Source organism: Pseudomonas sp. UBA4617 (assembly GCF_002386445.1).
Taxonomy (GTDB): Bacteria; Pseudomonadota; Gammaproteobacteria; order Pseudomonadales; family Pseudomonadaceae; genus Aquipseudomonas.
The window spans coordinates 90749-110826 of the sequence record NZ_DGIR01000034.1 but is presented as its reverse complement, the minus strand read 5'-3'; the positions used below and the strand labels follow the sequence as shown (position 1 = coordinate 110826).

The following is a 20078-nucleotide window of genomic DNA, read 5'->3' as shown; positions in this document are numbered from 1 at the left end:
AGGGCTTTAATGAAAACTGAATAATAATGAGCGAAACATTCACGTTTGGAGAATGACTGTGGACCTGGTGCAACTGGAGATCTTCAAGGCGGTAGCAGAGCAGGGCAGTATCAGCGCCGCCGCGCAGCACATCCATCGGGTGCCGTCGAACCTGACTACACGCATCAAGCAGCTGGAGGAAGACCTTGGCGTGGCATTGTTCATTCGTGAAAAGAGCCGCCTGCGCCTGTCACCGGCAGGCTGGAACTTCCTCGAATACACCCGGCGTATCCTCGACCTGGTTCACGAGGCGCGCCTGACTGTGGCCGGCGAGGACCCGCAAGGCACCTTCGCCCTGGGGTCGCTGGAAAGCACGGCGGCAGTGCGCATCCCGGCCTTGCTGGCGGCATACAACCAGCGCTACCCCAAGGTCGACCTGGATCTGTCTACCGGGCCATCGGGGACCATGCTCGAGGGCGTGTTGTCCGGGCGCCTGGTGGCGGCATTCGTCGACGGGCCGGTGCTGCACCCGACGCTGGAGGGCATGCCGGTATTCGAGGAAGAAATGATGGTCATTGCACCACTCAACCATGCCCCGGTAACCCGCGCCCGGGAGGTCAATGGCGAGAACATCTATGCTTTCCGCGCCAACTGTTCCTACCGCCACCACTTCGAGAACTGGTTTGTCCAGGACCAGGCGGTACCAGGCAAGATCCACGAAATGGAGTCGTACCACGGCATGCTGGCCTGCGTCAGCGCCGGCGCCGGCCTTGCCATGATGCCACGCAGCATGCTCGACAACATGCCCGGTTGCAGCACAGTCAGCGCCTGGCCGATGTCAGAGGACTTCCGCTACCTGAAAACCTGGCTGGTGTGGCGACGGGGTACGGTGTCGCGCAGTTTGAGCATGTTCGTGAAGCTACTTGAAGAACGCCGCACAAGCTGATGGCCAGGCAGCGCACAGTTGCCCATCAAAGCGAATTTCATCCAGGCGACCACGCATCTGCACGAACACTGTTTGCTCAGCACGATCAGATAATAGGTAAGCCATCCTCGAACGGAGGGTCGTAACATGCGTAAACATCACTATGCCCTTGGCGCGGCACTGCTGGTCGGCCTGGCGCTGCCCTGGACCCTGGCGGCCGGCGCCGACCTGAATGCCCCGATCGACATGCAGGCCGTGCAGTTGCAGCCACAGGAACAGAACGGCGTCCGCTACCTGCAAGGCGGCATCGGCCAGGACGAGGCCAATGCCCTGCGCAAGACCCCGGGCTATGATCTTCACGTCGAACTCTCGACTGGCCCGGAAGGCAAGTTCCAGAGCGGTGCCAGCGTGGATATCCAGAATGCTCAGGGGCAGCCTGTGCTCAGCATCCAGGATGCCGGGCCGCTGCTGTACGTACAATTGCCGCCGGGCAAATACAAGATCACTGGCACCGCCCAGGGCGAGACGGTGCAACAGGACGTGACAGTCGACGGCAAATCACCGGCGACCGTCAACCTGAACTGGCGTTGATGGCGAACGCGGCGGGAGTACGGGTGTACTCCCGCCTGCAAGAGGCGCATTGTCATGAGCCTGGAGCAGCAACTACAAACGTTGGACAAGCAGGGCTATGTGCTGCTACCGGCGGTGCTCGACCCCTTGCGCATCGCCTTGTTGCGCTGCGCGATCGATGACTTGCAGCCCATCCACTGGGACTACCAGGGGCTGTTGGAACACTACAAATGCGTGTTCAACCGCAACCCGTTGTGGTTGCCGTTTCTCGACCTGCCAGCGCTGATTGCCCTGGCCGAGGCGGCACTGGGCGCCGACTGCCATGTGATCGGGCAGACCGCGTGGCGTAGCCACCCGGGCTACCCAGGCATGGCCCTGCACCTGGACCACCTGCCCATGCAGTTGCCCGACTGGCTCAGCGAACGCGGCGACTTCCTCCAACCCGTGCAGATCCTGACGGCGCAGCTGTACCTGAGCGACATCGACCAGGAGATCGGGCCGACCTGGATCGTGCCCGGCAGCCACCGCGCGGCGCGACCGCCGCAGGCTGGCGAAGACCAGTGGCAGGGCCGCAAGGCCGAGCCGGTGCTGTGCAAGGCCGGGGACGCGCTGCTGTTTCGCAGTGATGTCTGGCATGGCGGTGGCGCCAACTGCAGCCATGCCCGTGAGCGCGACATGCTGCAGGTTCACTATGGCCGTCGCATGGTGGCGCAGAAGTTTTCACCTTACCTGAACTGGCGCTTCAATCCGCAGGTGCTGGAGGCGGCCACGCCCCGGCAACGACGCCTGCTGGGTGAACATACGGAAGCGGAGTACGACTGAGGCGCCATCCCCGGCACGCCAGATGCTGAGCAAAGTCATTAGCCAATAGTGGCAATAGACTTTCAACTTTCGGATTATCTGGATAATAATCAGAAAAGTATTACTTCGTGTGACCGATGCTCAGGTAGCGGTTACCCACAATATCGAGGGGCACAAGACCCCGCTTGTCGTGTAGACCATCAGGAGAAGTTATTGATGAAAACCCGTCTAGCAGCTTCGCTGGCCGCTGCGGTGCTAGCGTTTGCCGGGGCCAACCTGGCCCAGGCAGCGCAGGTGTCCGGCGCCATTGGCGCCACTGGCCAAGGCGACATGACCTACCGTATCGGCCTGTCGTTCGACTGGGACAAGAAATGGCTGGAAAGCAGCACCGGCTACGTGAGCGGCTATTGGGATGCCGCCTACACCTACTGGGAAGGCGGTGAGGCCAGTGGCGCCCATTCGCTGTCGTTCAGCCCGGTATTCACCTACGAATTCAGCGGGTTCAGCTACACCCCGTACATCGAGGCCGGTATTGGCCTGGCGGCGTTTTCCAAGACCGACGTCGGCGACCAGCGCCTGGGCTCGGCATTCAACTTCGAAGACCGCATCGGCTTTGGCCTGAAGTTGCCCGGGGAGCAGAAGGTCGGGATCCGCGCGATGCATTACTCCAATGCCGGGCTCAAGCAGCCTAACGATGGGATCGAGTCGTACTCGCTGTTCTACAGCAAAGGTTTCTGAGACCGGGGGCCGCTTAGCGGCCCCGGCGATTCAGAAGGTATAGGAAACGCCAGCCTGCACCGTCCGTGGTGCTCCCGGGTAGACGTAGTTGTTGAACGCTCCTTCGTCATAACCTTTGTTGAACAGGTTCTTCACATCCAGATTAAGCCGCACGTGTTCGTTGACCTTGTAGAAGCTCAACAGGTCGACCACGCTGTAGCTTTCCATGGTGTAGGTGCTGGCAGCTGTCTGCCCGGCCCGGTCATCCACGTACTTCACGCCGACGCCCAACCCCAACCCCTTGGCCGGGCCATCCTGGAACTCGTAGGTATTCAGCAGGCTGAAGCTGTTGCGCGGGATATTGGCCAGGTGGGTGCCCTTGGGTAGCGTCGTGTCCTCGGTCACTTCGGCGTCCACGTAGGCATAGCCCCCGATCATCCGCCATTCAGGGGTGAGGTTGCCGGCGATGTTGATATCCAGGCCACGGCTGCGCACTTCACCGGCGGCGATCTTGTAGGTACCGGTGGGGTCGTTCGGGTCGTTGGCCAGTACGTTTTCCTTGACGATGTGGTAGATCGCCGCGTCGACGCTCAGTTGCCGATCGAGCGCCTCCCATTTCACACCCAGTTCGTAGGACTTGCCTTTCTCCGGGTCGAAGCCACCGCTGCCGTTGCCGGCGGGCGTGCCAGTGTTGGGTTTGAACGAACGGGCGGTGTTGGCGTACACCGCGACGGTATCGGTCAGATCGTAGATCACGCCGAAGCGCGGCGTGACGCCGTTTTCGGCCTTGCTGAAGTCGCGGTTCGCCGGCAGCTTGTCGTCGTAATCATGCTCGAAACGCTCGAAGCGAACCCCGGCGAGCACTTTCAGCCGCTCGGTGAGGGCCACCTGGTCCTGGATGAATGCAGCCCAGGTCTTGAGGTTTTCCTTGTCGTGGGTAGTGATGCGGGTCAGGGCTGGGCGGGGCTGGCCCAGAACCGGGTCGAAGAGGTCGATCGGATAGGCGCCGGCACCGCTGGCGGAGCGTTGAATGATTGAGTTGTAGTCATAGTCCTCGTACTCGATACCTGTCAGCAGGGTATGGCTGAAGCCGCCAGTGTCGAAATGGCCCGTGAGGTTGAGTTGGTAGTCGTGGTCGGTCCACTCCAGCTTGCGGTAGTTGAAGTTGCGCCCCAGTGTACGACCATCGGCCTGCAATGCGTTGGCCTCCACGGCGTTGCCCTTGAGCGAGCCGTCGAGCCACTGCATGCCGCCGCCCAGTGTCCAGTTGTCATTGAGCAGGTGCTCGAAACGCAGCTGGGCCATGTTGTTGTCGTTGTGCAGCAGGTTGTCGCTGCCTTTTTCCCAGATGTTGGTGTCGCGCGAGGCAGTACCGAGCTGGCCGGGCAAGCGGGTCAGGCCACGGTCCAGCGGGTGATTGTTGCGCATGAAGTCGCCTTCGAAGACGATCTTCGTAGTGTCGTTGACTTGCCAGCTGAGCACCGGCGCAACGTCATAGCGCTCGCTTTCCACGTCGTCGCGGAAGCTGTCGCCGCCTTCACCCAGCAGGTTGAGGCGGTAGGCCAGCGAGCCATCCTGGTTCAGCGGCCCGGTAGCGTCCAGGGTGGCACGGTGCATGCCCTGGTCATCGAACTGGCTGCCCAGGGTAACCTTCGACTCCGGCAGCGGCTGCTTGCTGACCACATTGAAGGTACCGCCGGGATCACCGCGGCCATACAGGCTGCTGGCCGGGCCACGGATCACCTCCAGGCGTTCGACGGTATTGGCGTCCGGGGCGTTGGGGTAACCGCGGTTGATCGGGAAGCCGTTGCGGTAGAACTCGCCGGTGGTAAAACCGCGCACGGTGAAGGTGGTCAGCCCCTGACCACCGAAATTGTTGGCACGCCCGACACCGCCGGCGTAGTCCAGGCCGTCCTGCAGACGTGTGGCGCCCGTGTCTTGCAGGACATCCTTGGGCACCACGCTGACCGATTGCGGGGTTTCGTGCAGCGCGGTGTCGGTGCGGGTGGCGCTGGCCGAGCGGGTGGCCTTGTAGCCCTCCACCGGGCCATCGGCACGTTCGCTGTCGGCACTGCTGGTAATACTCAGCGCCTGCAGTTCGATCTGGGACGGCGTGCCGAGCGGTTCTGGCTCGGCAAAGGCCAACGGGGAGACGGCATGAAGCACACAAAGCGAAACGAACGTGCGACGCATCGACGGGACGATCCTGAAGTAGGGCGCTGAAGGTAGGGAGCTGAAACGAGGCAAAACTACTACGAATCATTATCAAATGCATTATTTTTATATGGCACTGGTGTACCAGATACCGGGCGGGTCAATCGGCGCTGGCGCTTGCGCGAGCACGCCCGCTCCTGCAAGTCCATCACAGCTCATGGCATTTGTGACGAACCTGTGGGGGCGGGCGCGAACAGGCTGGTTCAGGCAGGCCGGCACTCAGCGGACCGCCTTGATTGCCAGCACATTGCACAGCGGGTGCTCCAGCACATGCGCCGTGGTCCCGCCCAGGAAGGTCTGCAGGGCGTCGTGCCGGTGGCTGCCCATCACGATTACATCTGCCCGGCTGTGGCCGACGAACTGGGCAATGGCCTTGATTGCAGAGCCTTCCAGGAAGTGCCGACGCTCCAGCGGGATCTGATGGTGGTCGCCCAGGCGGTTGAACGCCGCTCGCTGGGCGGTCCGCAGGTTGCCATCGAAGCCGGGCATGGTGACCGTGCCGGCGCCGAAGTCGGCAATGTGGGTCCTGGCCGCATCGCACACATGCAGCAGGTGCAGTTCGGCGTTGCACTGCAGGGCCAGCGCATGGGCACAGTGGATCACCTGCTCGTCCAGGTGCTCGCCGGCACCGTGGCTGTTCAGGTCCACTGCGGCAGCGATCTGCCGGGGCAGGGGCAGGCGGATATCGCTGACCAGGTGCACGGCCACCGGGCTGTCCTTGAGCAACTGCCAGTCCAGTGGCGTCACCAGCAGGCGCTTGAGCACGGGTTCGTGCTGCACGTCCTTGATCAGCAGGTCGCACCCCAGGCGTTCGACCCGTTCCAGCACGCTGCCCAATGGATCACGAGTGAGCAGCAACTCGGTGGACACATCCAGGCCGGCGTTGGCCAGTTGTTCGGCTTCGTCCGCCAGCCACTGGCGGTTGTCACTGAGCAGCCGTTCGCGTTCGCGGCTATCGCTCATCAGGCCGAAGGTGTCGACGTCGTCGACGAACACATTGATGTCCAGCAAGGCCCCGTTGGATTCCGCCAACGCCGCCGCGCGCTGCAGCGCCGGCGTGTGACGCATCTGCGGGCCGAGCATGACGAACAGACGCTTGAACTGGCTCATCGCACACCTCCACGTGTGGCAGCCCCCCGGGTGATCTGGTCATGTTCAGTCTAGACCGGTGCAGCGTACAGCGGGGCGATGTGTCGGGTATGATGCGTGCCCCATCTTTGTCACGAGGCCCGTCCCATGTCCCTGAGTGCTGCACAGATCGGCGAGTACCGCGCCTTTGCCGAGCAGTTGGCCGATGCTGCCGCTGAAGCGATCAAGCCCTACTTTCGCGCCAGCCTGGATGTCGAGGACAAGGGCGGGCGTTTGTACGACCCGGTGACCGTGGCCGACAAGGCGGCCGAAGATGCCATGCGCGCGCTGATCCAGGCCCGTTACCCCGAGCATGGCATTCTCGGCGAGGAAGCCGGTGTGGCGGTTGGCAGCAGCCCGCTGACCTGGGTACTCGACCCGATCGATGGCACCCGCGCCTTTATCACCGGCCTGCCGCTATGGGGCACACTGATTGCCCTTAACGACGGCACGCAGCCGCTGGTCGGGGTGATGAACCAGCCATTCACCGGCGAGCGCTTCGTCGGCACGCCGGAAGGTGCCTGGCGCAACGGTACGCCGTTGAACACCCGTGCCTGCAGTGGCCTGGCCTCGGCCACGCTGATGTGCACCACCCCGGACATGTTCGACACCGCTGAACGCAAGGCTGCATTCGAGGCGGTTGCCGGCAAGGCGCGGCTGTTGCGCTACGGCGGCGATTGCTATGCCTATTGCATGCTGGCCAGCGGGTTTGTCGACGTGATCGTCGAGGCCAGCCTGCAGCCGTATGACGTCCAGGCGCTGATGCCGATCATCGAAGGGGCGGGTGGGGTGATCACCGCGTGGGATGGCAGCAGCGCGCAGCATGGTGGGTGCGTGGTGGCTTGCGGTGACCCGGCGCTGCATGCGCAGATGGTGGAGATGCTGCGCCACGCCATGTAGGCGATGTGTTGCCACGGCTTGTCACTGCACTTTTTCCCCTTTCCGGGCTCTATGCTTGGCCAGGCTGCGCCGATCCCCGGTGCAGCCGCCGAATATCGACCGGTGCCGATGGTTGCAAGCAATACCCACATTCTCGCGCGCCTGCTGCTTGCCGGTGCCGTCACCTGCCTGTGCGCCTGCACCCAGGACCAGGGCCGTGACATGCTCGACCAGTTCAGTCAAGGCAAGCCCAGCGAGTTGTTCCAGACCAGCGTCGACCGCATGGCCACGCTGTCCATGCGCGACAACCTGCAGAGCCTGTACCTGCTGATGAACAAGCTGTACCTGCGCAACCCCAGCCAGTGGAAGCTGTCCGGGTACGTGGATGCAGCCACTGCCGAGCGGCAGATCCGCATCGCCATCGAACAACGCCAGCCACTGCCGCAACTGGGCCAGCGCCGCGACCTGGCGGCCTTGAGCTATGCCCTGAGCCCCGAGTTTCGCGGCGATCGGGTAGGCGCGTTCATCTACGCCATCGGCAGCATGCTGATCACCGCGCATGGCGGTCGTACCGAGTTCTACATGACCGATACGATCGACCCGCTGTTCGTCAACAACGCTGCACGCAATATCGAAAAGGCTACCTGGATGCTGAGCCAGCGGCAGGATGCCAATGGCGAGCTGTTACTATTCTCCAATGAAATCTCCGAGGAAGGCAGCAACCTCAGCTTTGCCGTGGAGTTCGGCAAGATCGTGGCACGCCTGGATTTGCTTGCCGAGTTGCTGGATGAGCGCTACCGGCGGATTGGTCTGAATTATGCCCAGAGCCTTTTGTTGATGAACTTTCTGCCTGTGCAATGAAAGGCGGCCGAGAAAAAGCGTTCGATAACCGAACACCTGTGGGCAGCAAACTGTGCGCCATTCGCCCATCCATTCGCGCCGCTGCATTGCCCACCCCCGGCCATTTTGCTTAAGTGAGCCGATGTACCGGTTGTCGCTTGCCCGCGCGTCCGCCAACCGGCCCGATAGACTGGCCGTGACAGCCGCAACCACAGTCCAACGGGCCGTAGCACGCGGCGAACAGAACAACAACGATACCGAGTGTCTTGCCTATGGAAAGCCGCCTGCTGAGCGAGCGTAGTAGCGTGTTTCATCACGCCGACCCTTATGCTGTGTCCGATTATGTCAACCAGCATGTCGGCCAGCATTGCATCGGCCTGTCCCACACTACCCATCCGCAAGCCAGCCTCAGCCATCGCAAGTTTGCCGAACTCGACCTGTGCCGCATCAGCTACGGTGGCAGCGTGCGGGTCACCTCGCCAGCGCTGGAAACCATCTACCACCTGCAGGTACTGCTCAATGGCAACTGCCTGTGGCGCGGGCCCAAGCGTGAGCAGCACCTGGTGCCAGGCGAGTTGCTGCTGATCAACCCGGATGACCCGGTCGACCTGACCTATTCGCAAGACTGCGAGAAATTCATTCTCAAGGTGCCGTCCCGGCTGCTCGAATCGATCTGTGACGAACAGCGCTGGCATCGGCCCGATGGCGGCGTACGCTTCCTGCGCAACCACTACCGGCTGGAAGAGCTGGACGGCTTCGTCAACCTGCTGGCGATGGTTTGCCATGAAGCGGAAGTCACTGATTCGCTGCCAAGGGTGCAGGGCCATTACAGCCAGATCGTCGCCAGCAAGCTGTTGACGCTGATGAGCACCAATATCCGCCGCGAGTGCCTGGGTTCACCCGGTGCAAGCCTGGAACGCATCCTCGACTATATCGAACGCAACCTGAAGCTCGAGCTTTGCGCCGAAGCGTTGGCCGAGCAGGCATGCATGAGCCTGCGCTCGTTGTATGCACTGTTCGACCGCCACCTGGGCACCACGCCCAAGCAGTATGTACGCCAACGCAAGCTGGCACAGGTGCATGCCTGCCTGGGCGATGCCAGTTGCAGCGTGCGCAGCGTGACCGAACTGGCCATGGACTATGGCTTCCTGCACCTGGGGCGGTTTTCCGAGGTGTATCGGCAGCAGTTTGGCGAGCTGCCCTCGGAGACCTTGCGCAATCGGCGCTGAGCCACCACTACAACCTGCACAAAATGGATAGTACCGCGCACAAAGCGGATATTGCCGCCGCCTACCAGTCCCTAACCTGACCAGGTCCAAACAATAACAAGGGAGACCCTGGCCATGTCACTGGGATTCGACTACCTCAATGCCTTGCTCGAGGACGACCGTGAAAAGGGCATCTACCGCTGCAAGCGCGAGATGTTCACCGACCCACGCCTGTTCGATCTGGAGATGAAACACATCTTCGAGGGCAACTGGATCTACCTGGCCCACGAAAGCCAGATCCCCGAGAACAACGACTTCCTCACCCTGACCATGGGGCGCCAGCCGATCTTCATCGCGCGCAACAAGGACGGTGAGCTGAATGCCTTCCTCAACGCCTGCAGCCACCGTGGCGCCATGCTCTGCCGGCACAAGCGCGGCAACCGCTCCAGCTACACCTGCCCGTTCCACGGCTGGACTTTCAATAACAGCGGCAAGCTGTTGAAAGTGAAGGACCCAGGCAACGCTGGCTACCCCGACAGCTTCAACTGCGATGGCTCCCACGACCTGACCAGGGTGGCGCGCTTCGAGTCGTACCGGGGCTTTCTGTTCGGCAGCCTGAAAGCCGAGGTCAAACCGCTGGTTGAACACCTGGGCGAGTCGGCCAAGATCATCGACATGATTGTCGACCAGTCGCCACAAGGCCTGGAAGTGCTGCGTGGGGCCAGTTCGTATATCTACGAAGGCAACTGGAAACTCACCGCGGAAAACGGTGCCGACGGCTACCACGTCAGTTCCGTGCACTGGAACTACGCCGCAACCCAGAACCAGCGCAAGCAGCGCGAAGCCGGCGAGGAGATCAAGACCATGAGCGCCGGTGCCTGGGCCAAGCAGGGCGGTGGCTTCTATTCCTTCGACCATGGCCACCTGCTGCTGTGGACCCGCTGGGCCAACCCGGAAGATCGCCCGGCCTACGAGCGCCGTGCACAGCTGGCGGCCGACTTCGGTCAGGCGCGTGCCGACTGGATGATCGGGAACTCGCGCAACCTGTGCCTGTACCCGAACGTGTACCTGATGGACCAGTTCAGCTCGCAGATCCGCATCGCCCGGCCTATTTCGGTGAACAGGACCGAAATCACCATCTATTGCATTGCACCGAAAGGCGAGAGCGCCGATGCCCGCGCCAAGCGCATTCGCCAGTACGAAGACTTCTTCAATGTCAGCGGCATGGCCACCCCGGACGACCTCGAAGAGTTCCGCTCGTGCCAGACCGGCTACGGCGGCGGCAGTGGCTGGAACGACATGTCCCGTGGGGCTGCACACTGGGTGCAAGGCGCCGACGAGGCGGCCAGGGAGATCGAGCTCAAGCCGCTGTTGTCTGGCGTGCGCACCGAGGACGAAGGCCTGTTCGTGCTGCAGCACAAGTATTGGCAGGACACCATGATCCAGGCCTTGAAGGACGAACAGCAACTGATCCCCGTGGAGGCCGTGCAATGAGCCTGTATGACACCGTGCGCGACTTCCTCTACCGCGAGGCGCGCTACCTGGACGATGCCCAGTGGGACCAGTGGCTGGAGCTGTACGCCAGCGATGCCACCTTCTGGATGCCGAGCTGGGACGATGACGACACCCTGACCGAAGACCCGCAAAGCGAAATCTCGCTGATCTGGTATGGCAACCGCGGCGGCCTGGAAGACCGCGTGTTCCGCATCAAGACCGAGCGGTCCAGCGCGACCGTGCCCGACACCCGCACCTCGCACAACATCAGCAACATCGAGGTCGTCGGGCAGGCAGAGGGGCTATGCCAGGTGCGCTTCAACTGGCACACCCTGAGCTTTCGCTACAAGACCACCGACAGTTACTTCGGCAGCAGTTTCTACACCCTCGACCTGCGCGGCGAGCAGCCGCTGATCAAGGCCAAGAAGGTGGTGCTGAAGAACGACTACGTGCGCCAGGTCATCGACATCTACCACATCTGAACCAGGGTTTTTGCCAGTGCTGCCCGGTGCGTCCTGCGATGCGCCGTGGCCCGGCTCGCCCCGCGAGGTGCAACATGAGCTACCAGATCGCATTGAATTTCGAAGACGGGGTAACCCGCTTCATCGAAGCCAGCGGCCATGAAAGCGTGGCCGACGCTGCCTACCGTCAGGGCATCAACATTCCGCTGGACTGCCGCGACGGCGCCTGCGGTACCTGCAAGTGCAAGGCCGAGTCCGGGCGTTACGAGCTGGGCGACAACTTCATCGAAGACGCCCTGAGCGACGACGAAATCGCCGATGGCTACGTGCTGACCTGCCAGATGCGCGCCGCAAGCGACTGCGTGATCCGCATTCCAGCCTCGTCGCAGCTGTGCAAGACCGAGCAGGCCTGTTTCGAGGCCGCGATCAGCGACCTGCGCCAGCTGTCGGCCAGCACCATTGCCCTGTCACTCAGGGGGGAGGCTCTCAGCCGCCTGGCTTTCCTGCCCGGCCAGTACGTCAACCTCATGGTGCCGGGCAGCGGGCAGAGCCGCGCCTATTCGTTCAGCTCGCTGCAGAAGGATGGTGAGGTCAGCTTCCTGATCCGCAACGTGCCGGGCGGGCTGATGAGCAGCTTCCTGAGCAACCTGGCCAAGGCCGGCGACAGCATGACCCTGACCGGGCCACTGGGCGGCTTCTACCTGCGGCCGATCCAGCGCCCGCTGCTGTTGCTGGCCGGCGGCACCGGTCTGGCACCGTTCACGGCAATGCTGGAGAAGATCGCCGAGCAGGGCAGCGCGCACCCGTTGCACCTGATCTACGGCGTGACCAACGACTTCGACCTGGTCGAGCTCGATCGCCTGCAGGCCTTGGCGGCGCGCATACCCAACTTCACCTTCAGCGCCTGCGTGGCCAACCCCGACAGCCAATACCCACGCAAGGGTTACGTGACCCAGCACATCGAGTCGCACCACCTCAACGATGGCGATGTCGACGTGTACCTGTGCGGCCCGCCGCCGATGGTCGAGGCGGTGAGCCAGTACGTGCGTGAGCAGGGCATCACCCCGACGAACTTCTACTACGAGAAGTTCGCGGCGGCGGCCTGATCCCTTTTATTCCGAACATTACACCGCCCCCTGTGGGAGCGGGTTCACCCGCGAAGAGGCCAGCAGATACAGCGGCTTTGGTTGTCGGACCATTCGCGGGTAAACCCGCCCCCCCACAGGGACTGCGGGCAGGCGGAGATGTGCAAGATGAACGACAGATTCCAAGGCAAGGTCGCCCTGGTCACCGGCGCCGCCCAGGGCATCGGCCGGGGCGTGTGCTGGCGGCTCAAGGCCGAAGGCGCGCAAGTGGTCGCGGTAGACCGCTCCGAGCTGGTCCACGAACTGGCCGGCGAGGGTATGCTCACCCTCACTGCCGACCTCGAACAGCATGCCGACTGCGCGCGGGTCATGGCCAGCGCGGTGGCTGCCTTCGGCCGCCTCGACATCCTGGTAAACAACGTCGGCGGCACCATCTGGGCCAAGCCTTTCGAACACTACCAGGTGGAGCAGATCGAAGCCGAAGTGCGCCGCTCGCTGTTCCCCACGCTGTGGTGCTGCCACGCCGCCTTGCCCTACATGCTCGAGCGTGGCAGCGGCGCCATCGTCAATGTCTCGTCGATCGCCACCCGTGGCATCAACCGTGTGCCGTACGGGGCAGCCAAGGGCGGCGTCAACGCGCTCACCGCCTGCCTGGCGTTCGAGACGGCCGGTCGCGGCATCCGCGTCAACGCCACTGCGCCCGGCGGCACTGAAGCGCCACCGCGGCGCGTGCCGCGCAACAGCGCCGAACAGACCGAGCAGGAAAAGCGCTGGTACCAGCAGATCGTCGAACAGACCCTCGACAGTAGCCTGATGCACCGCTACGGCAGCATCGACGAGCAGGTGGGCGCAATTCTGTTCCTCGCTTCCGACGAGGCCTCGTACATCACCGGCGTGACGTTGCCGGTGGGGGGAGGCGACCTCGGCTGAGCGGTTGTACGGGCATACACGGCAATGGTTCTGGACAGGAACCCGGCAAGGCCGCTCCTGCACCAAACCGGTGTACGCGTTTTGTGAGAGGGGAATTGCGCCTCGCGGCTGGATGGAGGTAGCTTTCGCAAACCGACCCTTCAGGAATGCCACCCTTGGACTCAATCACCCAAGCCGTTCTCGGCGCCGCCCTGCAAGGTACCGTGCTTGGCCGCATCCAGGGCCGTCGTTCGCTAGTGTATGGTGCGGCGCTGGCCACGCTGCCCGACCTCGACGTGATCATCCGCTACGCCGACCCGGTGTCGCAGATGACCTACCACCGCGGCTTTTCCCACTCGCTGTTCGTGCTCAGCGGGCTGGCCTTGTTGCTGGCCTGGCTGGTCGGCAGGTGCTGGCCCGGCAAAGGCTATACCTTGCCCAGGCTGTTCCTGGCATTCTGGCTGGTGCTGGTCACCCACCCAGTGCTGGATGCTTTCACGGTCTACGGCACCCAATTGTTCTGGCCGTTGCAGACCACCCCGCTGAGCTGGGCAGCGGTATTCATCATCGACCCGGTCTACACCCTGCCGCTGCTGGCAGCAGTGATCTATGCAAGCATCCGGGGGGTGACGGCCAAGGCGACGCGGTGGCTGAGCCTGGCCCTGCTGTTCAGCACCGCCTACCTGGGTTTCGGCCTGGCCGGGCGCATGGCCGCCGAGCAGCGCTTCGAGGCAGCGCTCGACCAGCAAGGCATTGTCGTAAGCGAGGTGCGTGCGGTGCCTATCGCGTTCAACAGCCTGGTCTGGCGCGTGCTGGCCAAGACCCCGGATGGCGGTTACTACGAAGGCATCAGCAGCATGTTCGACCGGCAGGCTCCGGAGATGCAGCGTTTGCCGCGTAACCTTGAACTGGCCGGAGCGCTCGCCGACCATCCTTTGCACCAACGCTTGCGCTGGTTCACCGATGACTGGCTGCGTTACGACCAGGTCGGCGATGCGCTGGTGGTTACCGACCTGCGCATGGGGATACCCGGTAACTATACGTTCCGCTTCAGCATGGCTCATCGCGACAGCCGGGGACGCTGGATTGCCGATGCCCCATCGCTGTGGCAGGGCGCCGGGCCGGGGTCGATGTTCAATGGCGATGACCTGGTGCTGATCTGGCGACGTATCGTCGAACAGCAACCGCCGTTGCCGCTGGCTGCCTGGACCGACCGTTACCTGGGGGGCCGTACGGCCGAACACTGAGCTGGACCCGGCTGGCCTCCTCGCGGGCATGACCCACGCAGAGGCCAGCACAGGAGGGTCAGCTGCGGGCCAACCGCCCACTCACATAATGCGCCACATCATTGAACCCCGGCGTCGACGCATGCCCGGGGGTTACCAGAGAATCGATGAAGGCTTCATCCTCGGCAGTGATCTGCACCGCCAGGGCGCCGCCATAGGTATCCCACTGTTCTTCCGTCCGCGGCCCGACGATCGCCGAGCTGACCAGCCGGTTGTTCAGTACCCAGGCAATCGCAAACTCGACCATGCCCACGCCCTTTGCCTGCACATAGGCCTGGATCTGCCGGGCAATGGCCAGCGACTCCTGGCGCCACTCCACCTCCATGATGCGCTTGTCCTGGCGCCCGGCACGGCTGCCAGTGGCCGGTGCGGCGCCCGGTGCGTACTTGCCGCTGAGCACGCCACGCGCCAGCGGGCTATAAGGCACCACGCCCAGGCCATGGGCGGCGGCAGCTGTCAGTTGCTCGGCTTCTGCCTGGCGATTGACGATGTTGTACAGCGGCTGGCTGATCACCGGCCTGGGGACACCCAGGCGCTCGGCAATGTGGCACACCTGGGCGATACGCCAGCCGCGGAAGTTGGATACGCCCCAATAGCGGATCTTGCCCTGGCGCAGCAGGTCGCCGATGGCCTGAACGCTTTCCTCCAGCGGCACCTGGTGGTCTTCGCGGTGCAGGTAGTAGATGTCCAGGTAGTCCATGTCCATGCGCGTCAAGGTGGCGTGCAGGGCATTGAAGATGTGCTTGCGCGACAGCCCGCTGCGGTTGGGCAGGCCATCGGCCGGGCCGAAGCCGACCTTGCTGGCGACGATCCAGTCCTGGCGTTGGCGGGCGACCGCTTCGCCGACGATTTCTTCCGAGCGCCCGGCGTTGTAGACGTCGGCTGTGTCGATGAAGTTGATGCCCTGGTCCCAGGCCTTGTCGATGATGCGCAAGGCGTTCTCGGTGCGGGTCTGTTCGCCGAACATCATGCTGCCCAAGGTCAGGGCGGAAACCTGCAGGCCACTATGGCCGAGGCGGCGGTAGATCATGCGCGTGGTCCTTTTGCAGTCGGCTGAACTGGCTGTTTTACACGCAAGCGGGGCGCATTGAAAGGCATCGCTCAGCCGATCAGGGCCAAAGCCTGCACCAGACTCAAGGGGCGCTTCATGCGCTGGGACAGCGTCGCCATGGCATCGGAATAGCCTTTGGCAATGACCGCCTCGACCTGTTCATCGACACATTGCAGGGCGATGAAGTCGCCTTGCTCCGGCGCGCCGACGAATTCGATACGGTTCCAGTGCCGCGCATGCCCCAATACCTCATAGGTGCAGCCGTGCTGGTAGGTCCAGAAGAATGGCACGTCGGCGTAGCGGCGCTGTTCGCCGAGCATGTTGGCAGCGGCAATCACCCCGTGCTGCTGGGCCAGGCGCCAGTGTTCGATACGCACCGGGCGCCCGCTGAGCGGGAAGGTGGCGATATCGCCCGCAGCCCACAGGCCCTCTGCGGCACGCATTTCGGCATCCACTTGCAGCGACTTGTCGGCACCCAGCCGCACACCCTGAAGGAACGCGGTGGCTGGCCTTACCCCGGTACCCAGCAGCACCAGGGGCGTCTGCAAGCGTTCGCCATTGGCCAGCAACACCGCCTCGACCTTGCCTTGGCCTTCGATGCGCTGGACTTCGGTGGGGCCATGGAAGACGACCCCTTTGCGCTCATGCAGCTCGCGAACAGTGCGGCCGATCCGTTCACCCAGCTGGCGGGCCAGGGGCAGCTGATGGCGGGTAACCAGGTGCACCTGCACGCCATACTTGCGCAACGCCGAGGCTGCTTCCAGGCCGATGAAACCGTCGCCGACGACAACCGCCGGCTGGCCGGGCTCGGCAGCGTCAAGCAACCGCGCGGCATCCTCCCGCGAGCGCAGGGTGAATACCCCGGGCAGCTCGACGCCCGGGATATCCGGCCGCTGCGCCTTGCCACCGGTGGCCAGCAGGCAGGCGTCATAGTCGATCTGCTGGCCGTCGGCCAGGGTCACCTGGCGCTTCTCGCTGTCCAGCAGGCGCACCTTGCCATGCTTGCGTTCCAGCCGGCCCTTGCGCAGGACGCCGACGCCGAGCAGGGCGGGCACTTCGTCGGGCGACATCTGCCCGGCGATCACGAATTTGCTGAGTGAGGTACGGTCGTAGGCGGGCTGGCGTTCCTGGTCGATCCAGACCAGGCGGCCGGCGAAGCCATGCGCCAGCAGGGTCGCGACTGCGGCGCTGCCGGCAGCACCGGCGCCGACCACCACGAAGCAGCGGGCGTCGCTGTGCCGGGGTGGTTCGATGGCGGGCAAGGCCTGGTCGTCGACCCACACCTGGTCGCCTTCGACCCAGGCCTTGTAGCGGCGCAGGTCGGTCAAGGCCGGCGGCTCGCACAGCGCGCCTTCGTCAACGGCGAACGCGGCCTTGTGCCAAGGGCAGACCAGCAGGCCGCCACACACCACGCCTTCATCGAGCGGAGCGCCTGCATGGGGGCAACTGCCTTGGTAGGCGTGCACCTGGTCGCCTTGGCGGATCAGGATGAGCTCTTCGCTGCCGGCCTGCACACGCAGGGGGCGGTGTTCGTCAAGTTGGGCCAGGCTGGCCACGGCGTGCTGGGTCATCGGCGTTCTCCTGAGGCCTTTGCAACCATTTGACGCCTGGGCTGGAGCAGGGATGCGTCGGGCTGACGATCGGAGAGGCACGCCACTGCTGGCGTCGGCTCGAAGCCGTGTGCAGGAGCGGATTTATCCGCGAAGCAGGCAGCGCACGCGATGGCGTGCACCGGCTGAAGCCGCTCCTACAGGTACGGCGAGCATTCGAAGCCGTGCAGGAGCGGGTTTACCCAAGAAGGGTTCAACTGGCCCGTGCTGTGTCCAGCGCCCCGGCGCGCGTCACGCGCAAGGCCACCAGGCTACCGAGCACGATCAATGCCGCCAGCGAATACAGCGCAGCATCGGTGGAGCCGGTCTGGTCCTTGATGAAGCCGACCAGGTATGGGCTGAGGAAGCCGGCCATCTGCCCCACCGAGTTGATGATCGCCAGGCCGGCAACGGCCGCGCTGGCGCTGAGCAGCGCGGTCGGCATCGGCCAGAACATCGGCAGGCCGGTGAGGGCGCCCATGGTGGCGATCGACAGGCCGAGGATGGCGATGGCCGGGTTGCTGGCGAAGTTCACCGCGATCAGCAGGCCGGTGGCGCCCATCAGCATCGGCACCACCAAATGCCAGCGACGTTCGTTGCGCAGGTCGGCCGAGCGCCCGCAGAGGATCATGAACACCCCGGCCAGCAAGTACGGGATGGCACTGAGCCAGCCGATCAGCAACGGGTTGTCGAAGCCCATGTTTTTGATGATCGACGGCAGCCAGAAGTTGATCGCGTATACACCGCTCTGGATGCAGAAGTAGACGAAGCCGAAGGTCCAGATCAACCGGTTGCCCAGCACGGCGAGCAGACCGTCGCCGGTGGTGCCCGGCTTGTTGTCGGCGTCGGCCTGCAGGTCGGCGGCGATCAGTTGGCGTTCTGCCGGGCTCAGCCAGCTGGCTTTGTGGTAGCCATCACTGAGCAGGAACACCGCCAGCACACCCAGCGCAACCGTTGGCAGGCCCTGGATCAGGAACATCCATTGCCAGCCGGCCAGGCCGTGCTGGCCGGCCGCGAAGTGCTCGAGGATCCAGCCCGAGAACGGCCCGCCGAGCAGGCCGGATACCGGGATCGCCGACATGAACAGGGCCATGATGCGGCCGCGGCGGGCCGCCGGGAACCAGCGCGACAGGTACAGCACCACGCCGGGGAAAAAGCCGGCTTCGGCGGCGCCGGTCAGCAGGCGCAATGCGTAGAACTCGGCAGGCGTGGTAACGAACAGCAGGCAGGTGGACAGGCTGCCCCAGGCAATCATCATCAGCGCGATCCAGCGCCGCGGGCCGAAGCGGTTGAGCGCCAGGTTGCTCGGCAGGCCGCAGAGTACGTAGCCGATGAAGAAGATGCCGGCGCCAAGGCCGTACACCGTTTCGCTGAATTGCAGCGCGTCGAGCATCTGCAGCTTGGCGAAGCCGACGTTGACGCGGTCCAGGTAGTTGAACAGGTAGCAGATGAAAATGAACGGAATCAGCCGCAGGGTGATGCGCCGGTACAGCGCATTGCGGTGAGTGTCCGTGCCTTGGTCAGGGGCGGGGCTGTATGCCATGATCGGGTTCTCTGTTGTTATGGTTGTCGCCGCGTCGCCTGTTCCGGCGCTCGCCCTGACGAGTCTCGGGGACGGCGGCGTGCCTGTCTTTGTGCTTTTGCACAGCGCTTGCGCCGCACTGCTGTGCCCCAGCCCAAAAGCCTAACACTGCAAGGACCCTTGAATGTTCGAACTCGACCATGACCTGGCACAGGATATCGTTGACCGGGCGATGGCCATCCTGCCGTGCAACGTCAATGTGATGGACAGCCAGGGCTTGATCCTTGGCAGCGGCGAACCGGAGCGTATCAACACCCGTCACGAGGGCGCGCAACTGGTGCTGGCCAACGGCCGGATCGTCGAACTGGATACTGACGCGGCCAAATGCCTGAAGGGCGTGCAGCCGGGGGTGAACCTGCCGCTGATGCTCGATGGCCGTCTGATGGGCGTGCTTGGCCTGACCGGCGACCCGCAACAGTTGCGCACTTACGGCGAGCTGGTGCGCATGACCGCCGAAATGCTGCTGGCCCAGCGTCATTTGCAAGCCGACCAGCAATGGCGGCGGCAGCGCTGCGACGACTTGCTGGCGCTGCTGCTGGGCGGCAGCGGTGACTCGCCCCGGCTGCTTGACGAAGCCCGGCAGCTGGGGCTCAAACCCCAGCTGCCACGTGTGCCCTGCCTGTTCGAACTGGCCTCTGGGGCGCCTGGCGAGGCGTTGGCCGCATGGCTGACCAGCCGCTACCCGGACAGCTGGTGCGTCAGCCCGGCCCGCCAGTCGTTGCTGTGGTGCCGCCCCGCCGGGGTGGCGCTCGACGAGCCGCGCCTGCTGGAGCGCCTGGAACGCCATGGCTGGGTGGTCGAGCGTCTGGCTCTGGGCAGCGCCGCACAAAGCCTGGAGCAACTGCGCCGGGGCTACCGCCGGGTGCGTGACCTGCTGGCCTATGGGCGCGAGGTGGTACCTGGCGAGCGCCTGCTCAGCCTGCAGCGCTACCGGTTGCCAGCGCTGTTGTGGCGGCACCGCAACGATGATGCGCTGGCTGAATTGCTGGAGCCGCTGCAGCGTATCCGTGCCAGGGACGGCAACGGCCAGTTGCTCACCACCCTGCGCGCCTGGTGTGCCCATGACGGCCAGAGCCAGGCCTGTGCCGACGCGCTGGGCATCCACCGCAACAGCCTGCGCTACCGCCTGGAGCGCATCGCCGAGTTGGCTGAAGTGGACCCGCTGCGCATGGAGGGTATGCTCAGCTTGTACCTGGGTTTGCAGTTGCTGCCTGCCGACTGACCGCTGGCCGCTCCTGGCAAAAAGCCTGCGCCGGGTCCGAAGGCATTTGCCCAAACAACCCGTCCCAGGTTTTGTGCAAGCGACCGAGGCCAGCGTGGCGGCCACCTGTCAGCATGCCGCTGATCAGGACAGGAGAAT

General features: G+C 63.9%; 18 protein-coding genes. 13 read left to right on the top strand and 5 right to left on the bottom strand.

Annotated elements, in window-relative coordinates; genetic code table 11:
• The first annotated feature begins 58 nt into the window (after positions 1 to 58).
• The 4 genes from ptrR to B4L76_RS14830 all read left to right on the top strand — a co-directional run bounded on the left by ptrR (position 59) and on the right by B4L76_RS14830 (position 3013).
• The gene (ptrR, locus tag B4L76_RS14845) at positions 59 to 925 is read left to right on the top strand and encodes a putrescine utilization regulator PtrR (RefSeq protein ID WP_296233592.1); all 867 of its coding nucleotides are present in this window, start codon (positions 59 to 61) and stop codon (positions 923 to 925) included.
• 126 nt (positions 926 to 1051) lie between these two features.
• Positions 1052 to 1495 carry a carboxypeptidase regulatory-like domain-containing protein gene (locus B4L76_RS14840; protein ID WP_296233506.1) on the top strand — a complete coding sequence of 148 codons (444 nt, stop codon included), beginning with the start codon at positions 1052 to 1054 and terminating at the stop codon, positions 1493 to 1495.
• Between the two features lie 54 nt (positions 1496 to 1549).
• Entirely contained in the window at positions 1550 to 2296 is a 747-nt protein-coding gene (locus B4L76_RS14835; RefSeq protein WP_296233505.1) for a phytanoyl-CoA dioxygenase family protein, read from the top strand.
• 195 nt (positions 2297 to 2491) lie between these two features.
• The gene (locus B4L76_RS14830; protein ID WP_296233504.1) at positions 2492 to 3013 is read left to right on the top strand and encodes an acyloxyacyl hydrolase; all 522 of its coding nucleotides are present in this window, start codon (positions 2492 to 2494) and stop codon (positions 3011 to 3013) included.
• A 30-nt stretch (positions 3014 to 3043) separates the two neighbouring features.
• Here B4L76_RS14830 and B4L76_RS14825 read toward each other — a convergent pair whose 3' ends face one another.
• Entirely contained in the window at positions 3044 to 5185 is a 2142-nt protein-coding gene (locus B4L76_RS14825) for a TonB-dependent siderophore receptor (protein WP_296233503.1), read from the bottom strand.
• 240 nt (positions 5186 to 5425) lie between these two features.
• A complete protein-coding gene (locus tag B4L76_RS14820; RefSeq protein ID WP_296233502.1) occupies positions 5426 to 6316 on the bottom strand; it encodes a universal stress protein in 891 nt (296 codons plus the stop codon).
• A 126-nt stretch (positions 6317 to 6442) separates the two neighbouring features.
• On the opposite strand from B4L76_RS14820, the gene hisN reads away from it, so the two are divergent.
• The 8 genes from hisN to B4L76_RS14780 all read left to right on the top strand — a co-directional run bounded on the left by hisN (position 6443) and on the right by B4L76_RS14780 (position 14457).
• On the top strand, positions 6443 to 7234 hold the full coding sequence (gene hisN / locus B4L76_RS14815; RefSeq protein WP_296233501.1) for a histidinol-phosphatase: 792 nt from the start codon (positions 6443 to 6445) through the stop codon (positions 7232 to 7234).
• Positions 7235 to 7342: 108 nt separating this feature from the next.
• Complete coding sequence (locus B4L76_RS14810) at positions 7343 to 8074, top strand: hypothetical protein (RefSeq protein WP_296233500.1); 732 nt, start codon at positions 7343 to 7345, stop codon at positions 8072 to 8074.
• A 251-nt stretch (positions 8075 to 8325) separates the two neighbouring features.
• Positions 8326 to 9282 (top strand): helix-turn-helix transcriptional regulator, encoded by a 957-nt coding sequence (locus tag B4L76_RS14805; protein WP_296233499.1) that lies wholly within the window; start codon positions 8326 to 8328, stop codon positions 9280 to 9282.
• A gap of 114 nt (positions 9283 to 9396) precedes the next feature.
• On the top strand, positions 9397 to 10755 hold the full coding sequence (benA, locus tag B4L76_RS14800; RefSeq protein ID WP_296233498.1) for a benzoate 1,2-dioxygenase large subunit: 1359 nt from the start codon (positions 9397 to 9399) through the stop codon (positions 10753 to 10755).
• Complete coding sequence (benB, locus tag B4L76_RS14795) at positions 10752 to 11237, top strand: benzoate 1,2-dioxygenase small subunit (RefSeq protein ID WP_296233496.1); 486 nt, start codon at positions 10752 to 10754, stop codon at positions 11235 to 11237. Before benA ends, benB begins: the two co-directional genes overlap by 4 nt.
• A 74-nt stretch (positions 11238 to 11311) precedes the next feature.
• Positions 11312 to 12322 carry a benzoate 1,2-dioxygenase electron transfer component BenC gene (benC, locus tag B4L76_RS14790; protein ID WP_296233494.1) on the top strand — a complete coding sequence of 337 codons (1011 nt, stop codon included), beginning with the start codon at positions 11312 to 11314 and terminating at the stop codon, positions 12320 to 12322.
• 147 nt (positions 12323 to 12469) lie between these two features.
• Positions 12470 to 13231, top strand: coding sequence for a 1,6-dihydroxycyclohexa-2,4-diene-1-carboxylate dehydrogenase (locus tag B4L76_RS14785; protein WP_296233492.1), 762 nt, complete (start codon positions 12470 to 12472; stop codon positions 13229 to 13231).
• Between the two features lie 155 nt (positions 13232 to 13386).
• The gene (locus tag B4L76_RS14780; protein ID WP_296233490.1) at positions 13387 to 14457 is read left to right on the top strand and encodes a metal-dependent hydrolase; all 1071 of its coding nucleotides are present in this window, start codon (positions 13387 to 13389) and stop codon (positions 14455 to 14457) included.
• A 58-nt stretch (positions 14458 to 14515) separates the two neighbouring features.
• Here the strand turns inward: B4L76_RS14780 and B4L76_RS14775 are convergent, their stop codons facing one another.
• From B4L76_RS14775 to B4L76_RS14765, 3 genes are all read right to left on the bottom strand, one after another.
• Positions 14516 to 15526: an aldo/keto reductase gene (locus B4L76_RS14775; RefSeq protein WP_296233489.1), complete on the bottom strand. Its 1011-nt coding sequence runs from the start codon at positions 15524 to 15526 to the stop codon at positions 14516 to 14518.
• A 71-nt stretch (positions 15527 to 15597) separates the two neighbouring features.
• Positions 15598 to 17118: an FAD-dependent oxidoreductase gene (locus B4L76_RS14770; RefSeq protein WP_296233487.1), complete on the bottom strand. Its 1521-nt coding sequence runs from the start codon at positions 17116 to 17118 to the stop codon at positions 15598 to 15600.
• Positions 17119 to 17350: 232 nt separating this feature from the next.
• Complete coding sequence (locus B4L76_RS14765; RefSeq protein WP_296233486.1) at positions 17351 to 18679, bottom strand: MFS transporter; 1329 nt, start codon at positions 18677 to 18679, stop codon at positions 17351 to 17353.
• A gap of 163 nt (positions 18680 to 18842) precedes the next feature.
• Between B4L76_RS14765 and B4L76_RS14760 the strand changes: the two genes are divergently transcribed.
• The gene (locus tag B4L76_RS14760) at positions 18843 to 19940 is read left to right on the top strand and encodes a sugar diacid recognition domain-containing protein (protein WP_296233485.1); all 1098 of its coding nucleotides are present in this window, start codon (positions 18843 to 18845) and stop codon (positions 19938 to 19940) included.
• The last annotated feature ends 138 nt before the right edge of the window (positions 19941 to 20078 follow it).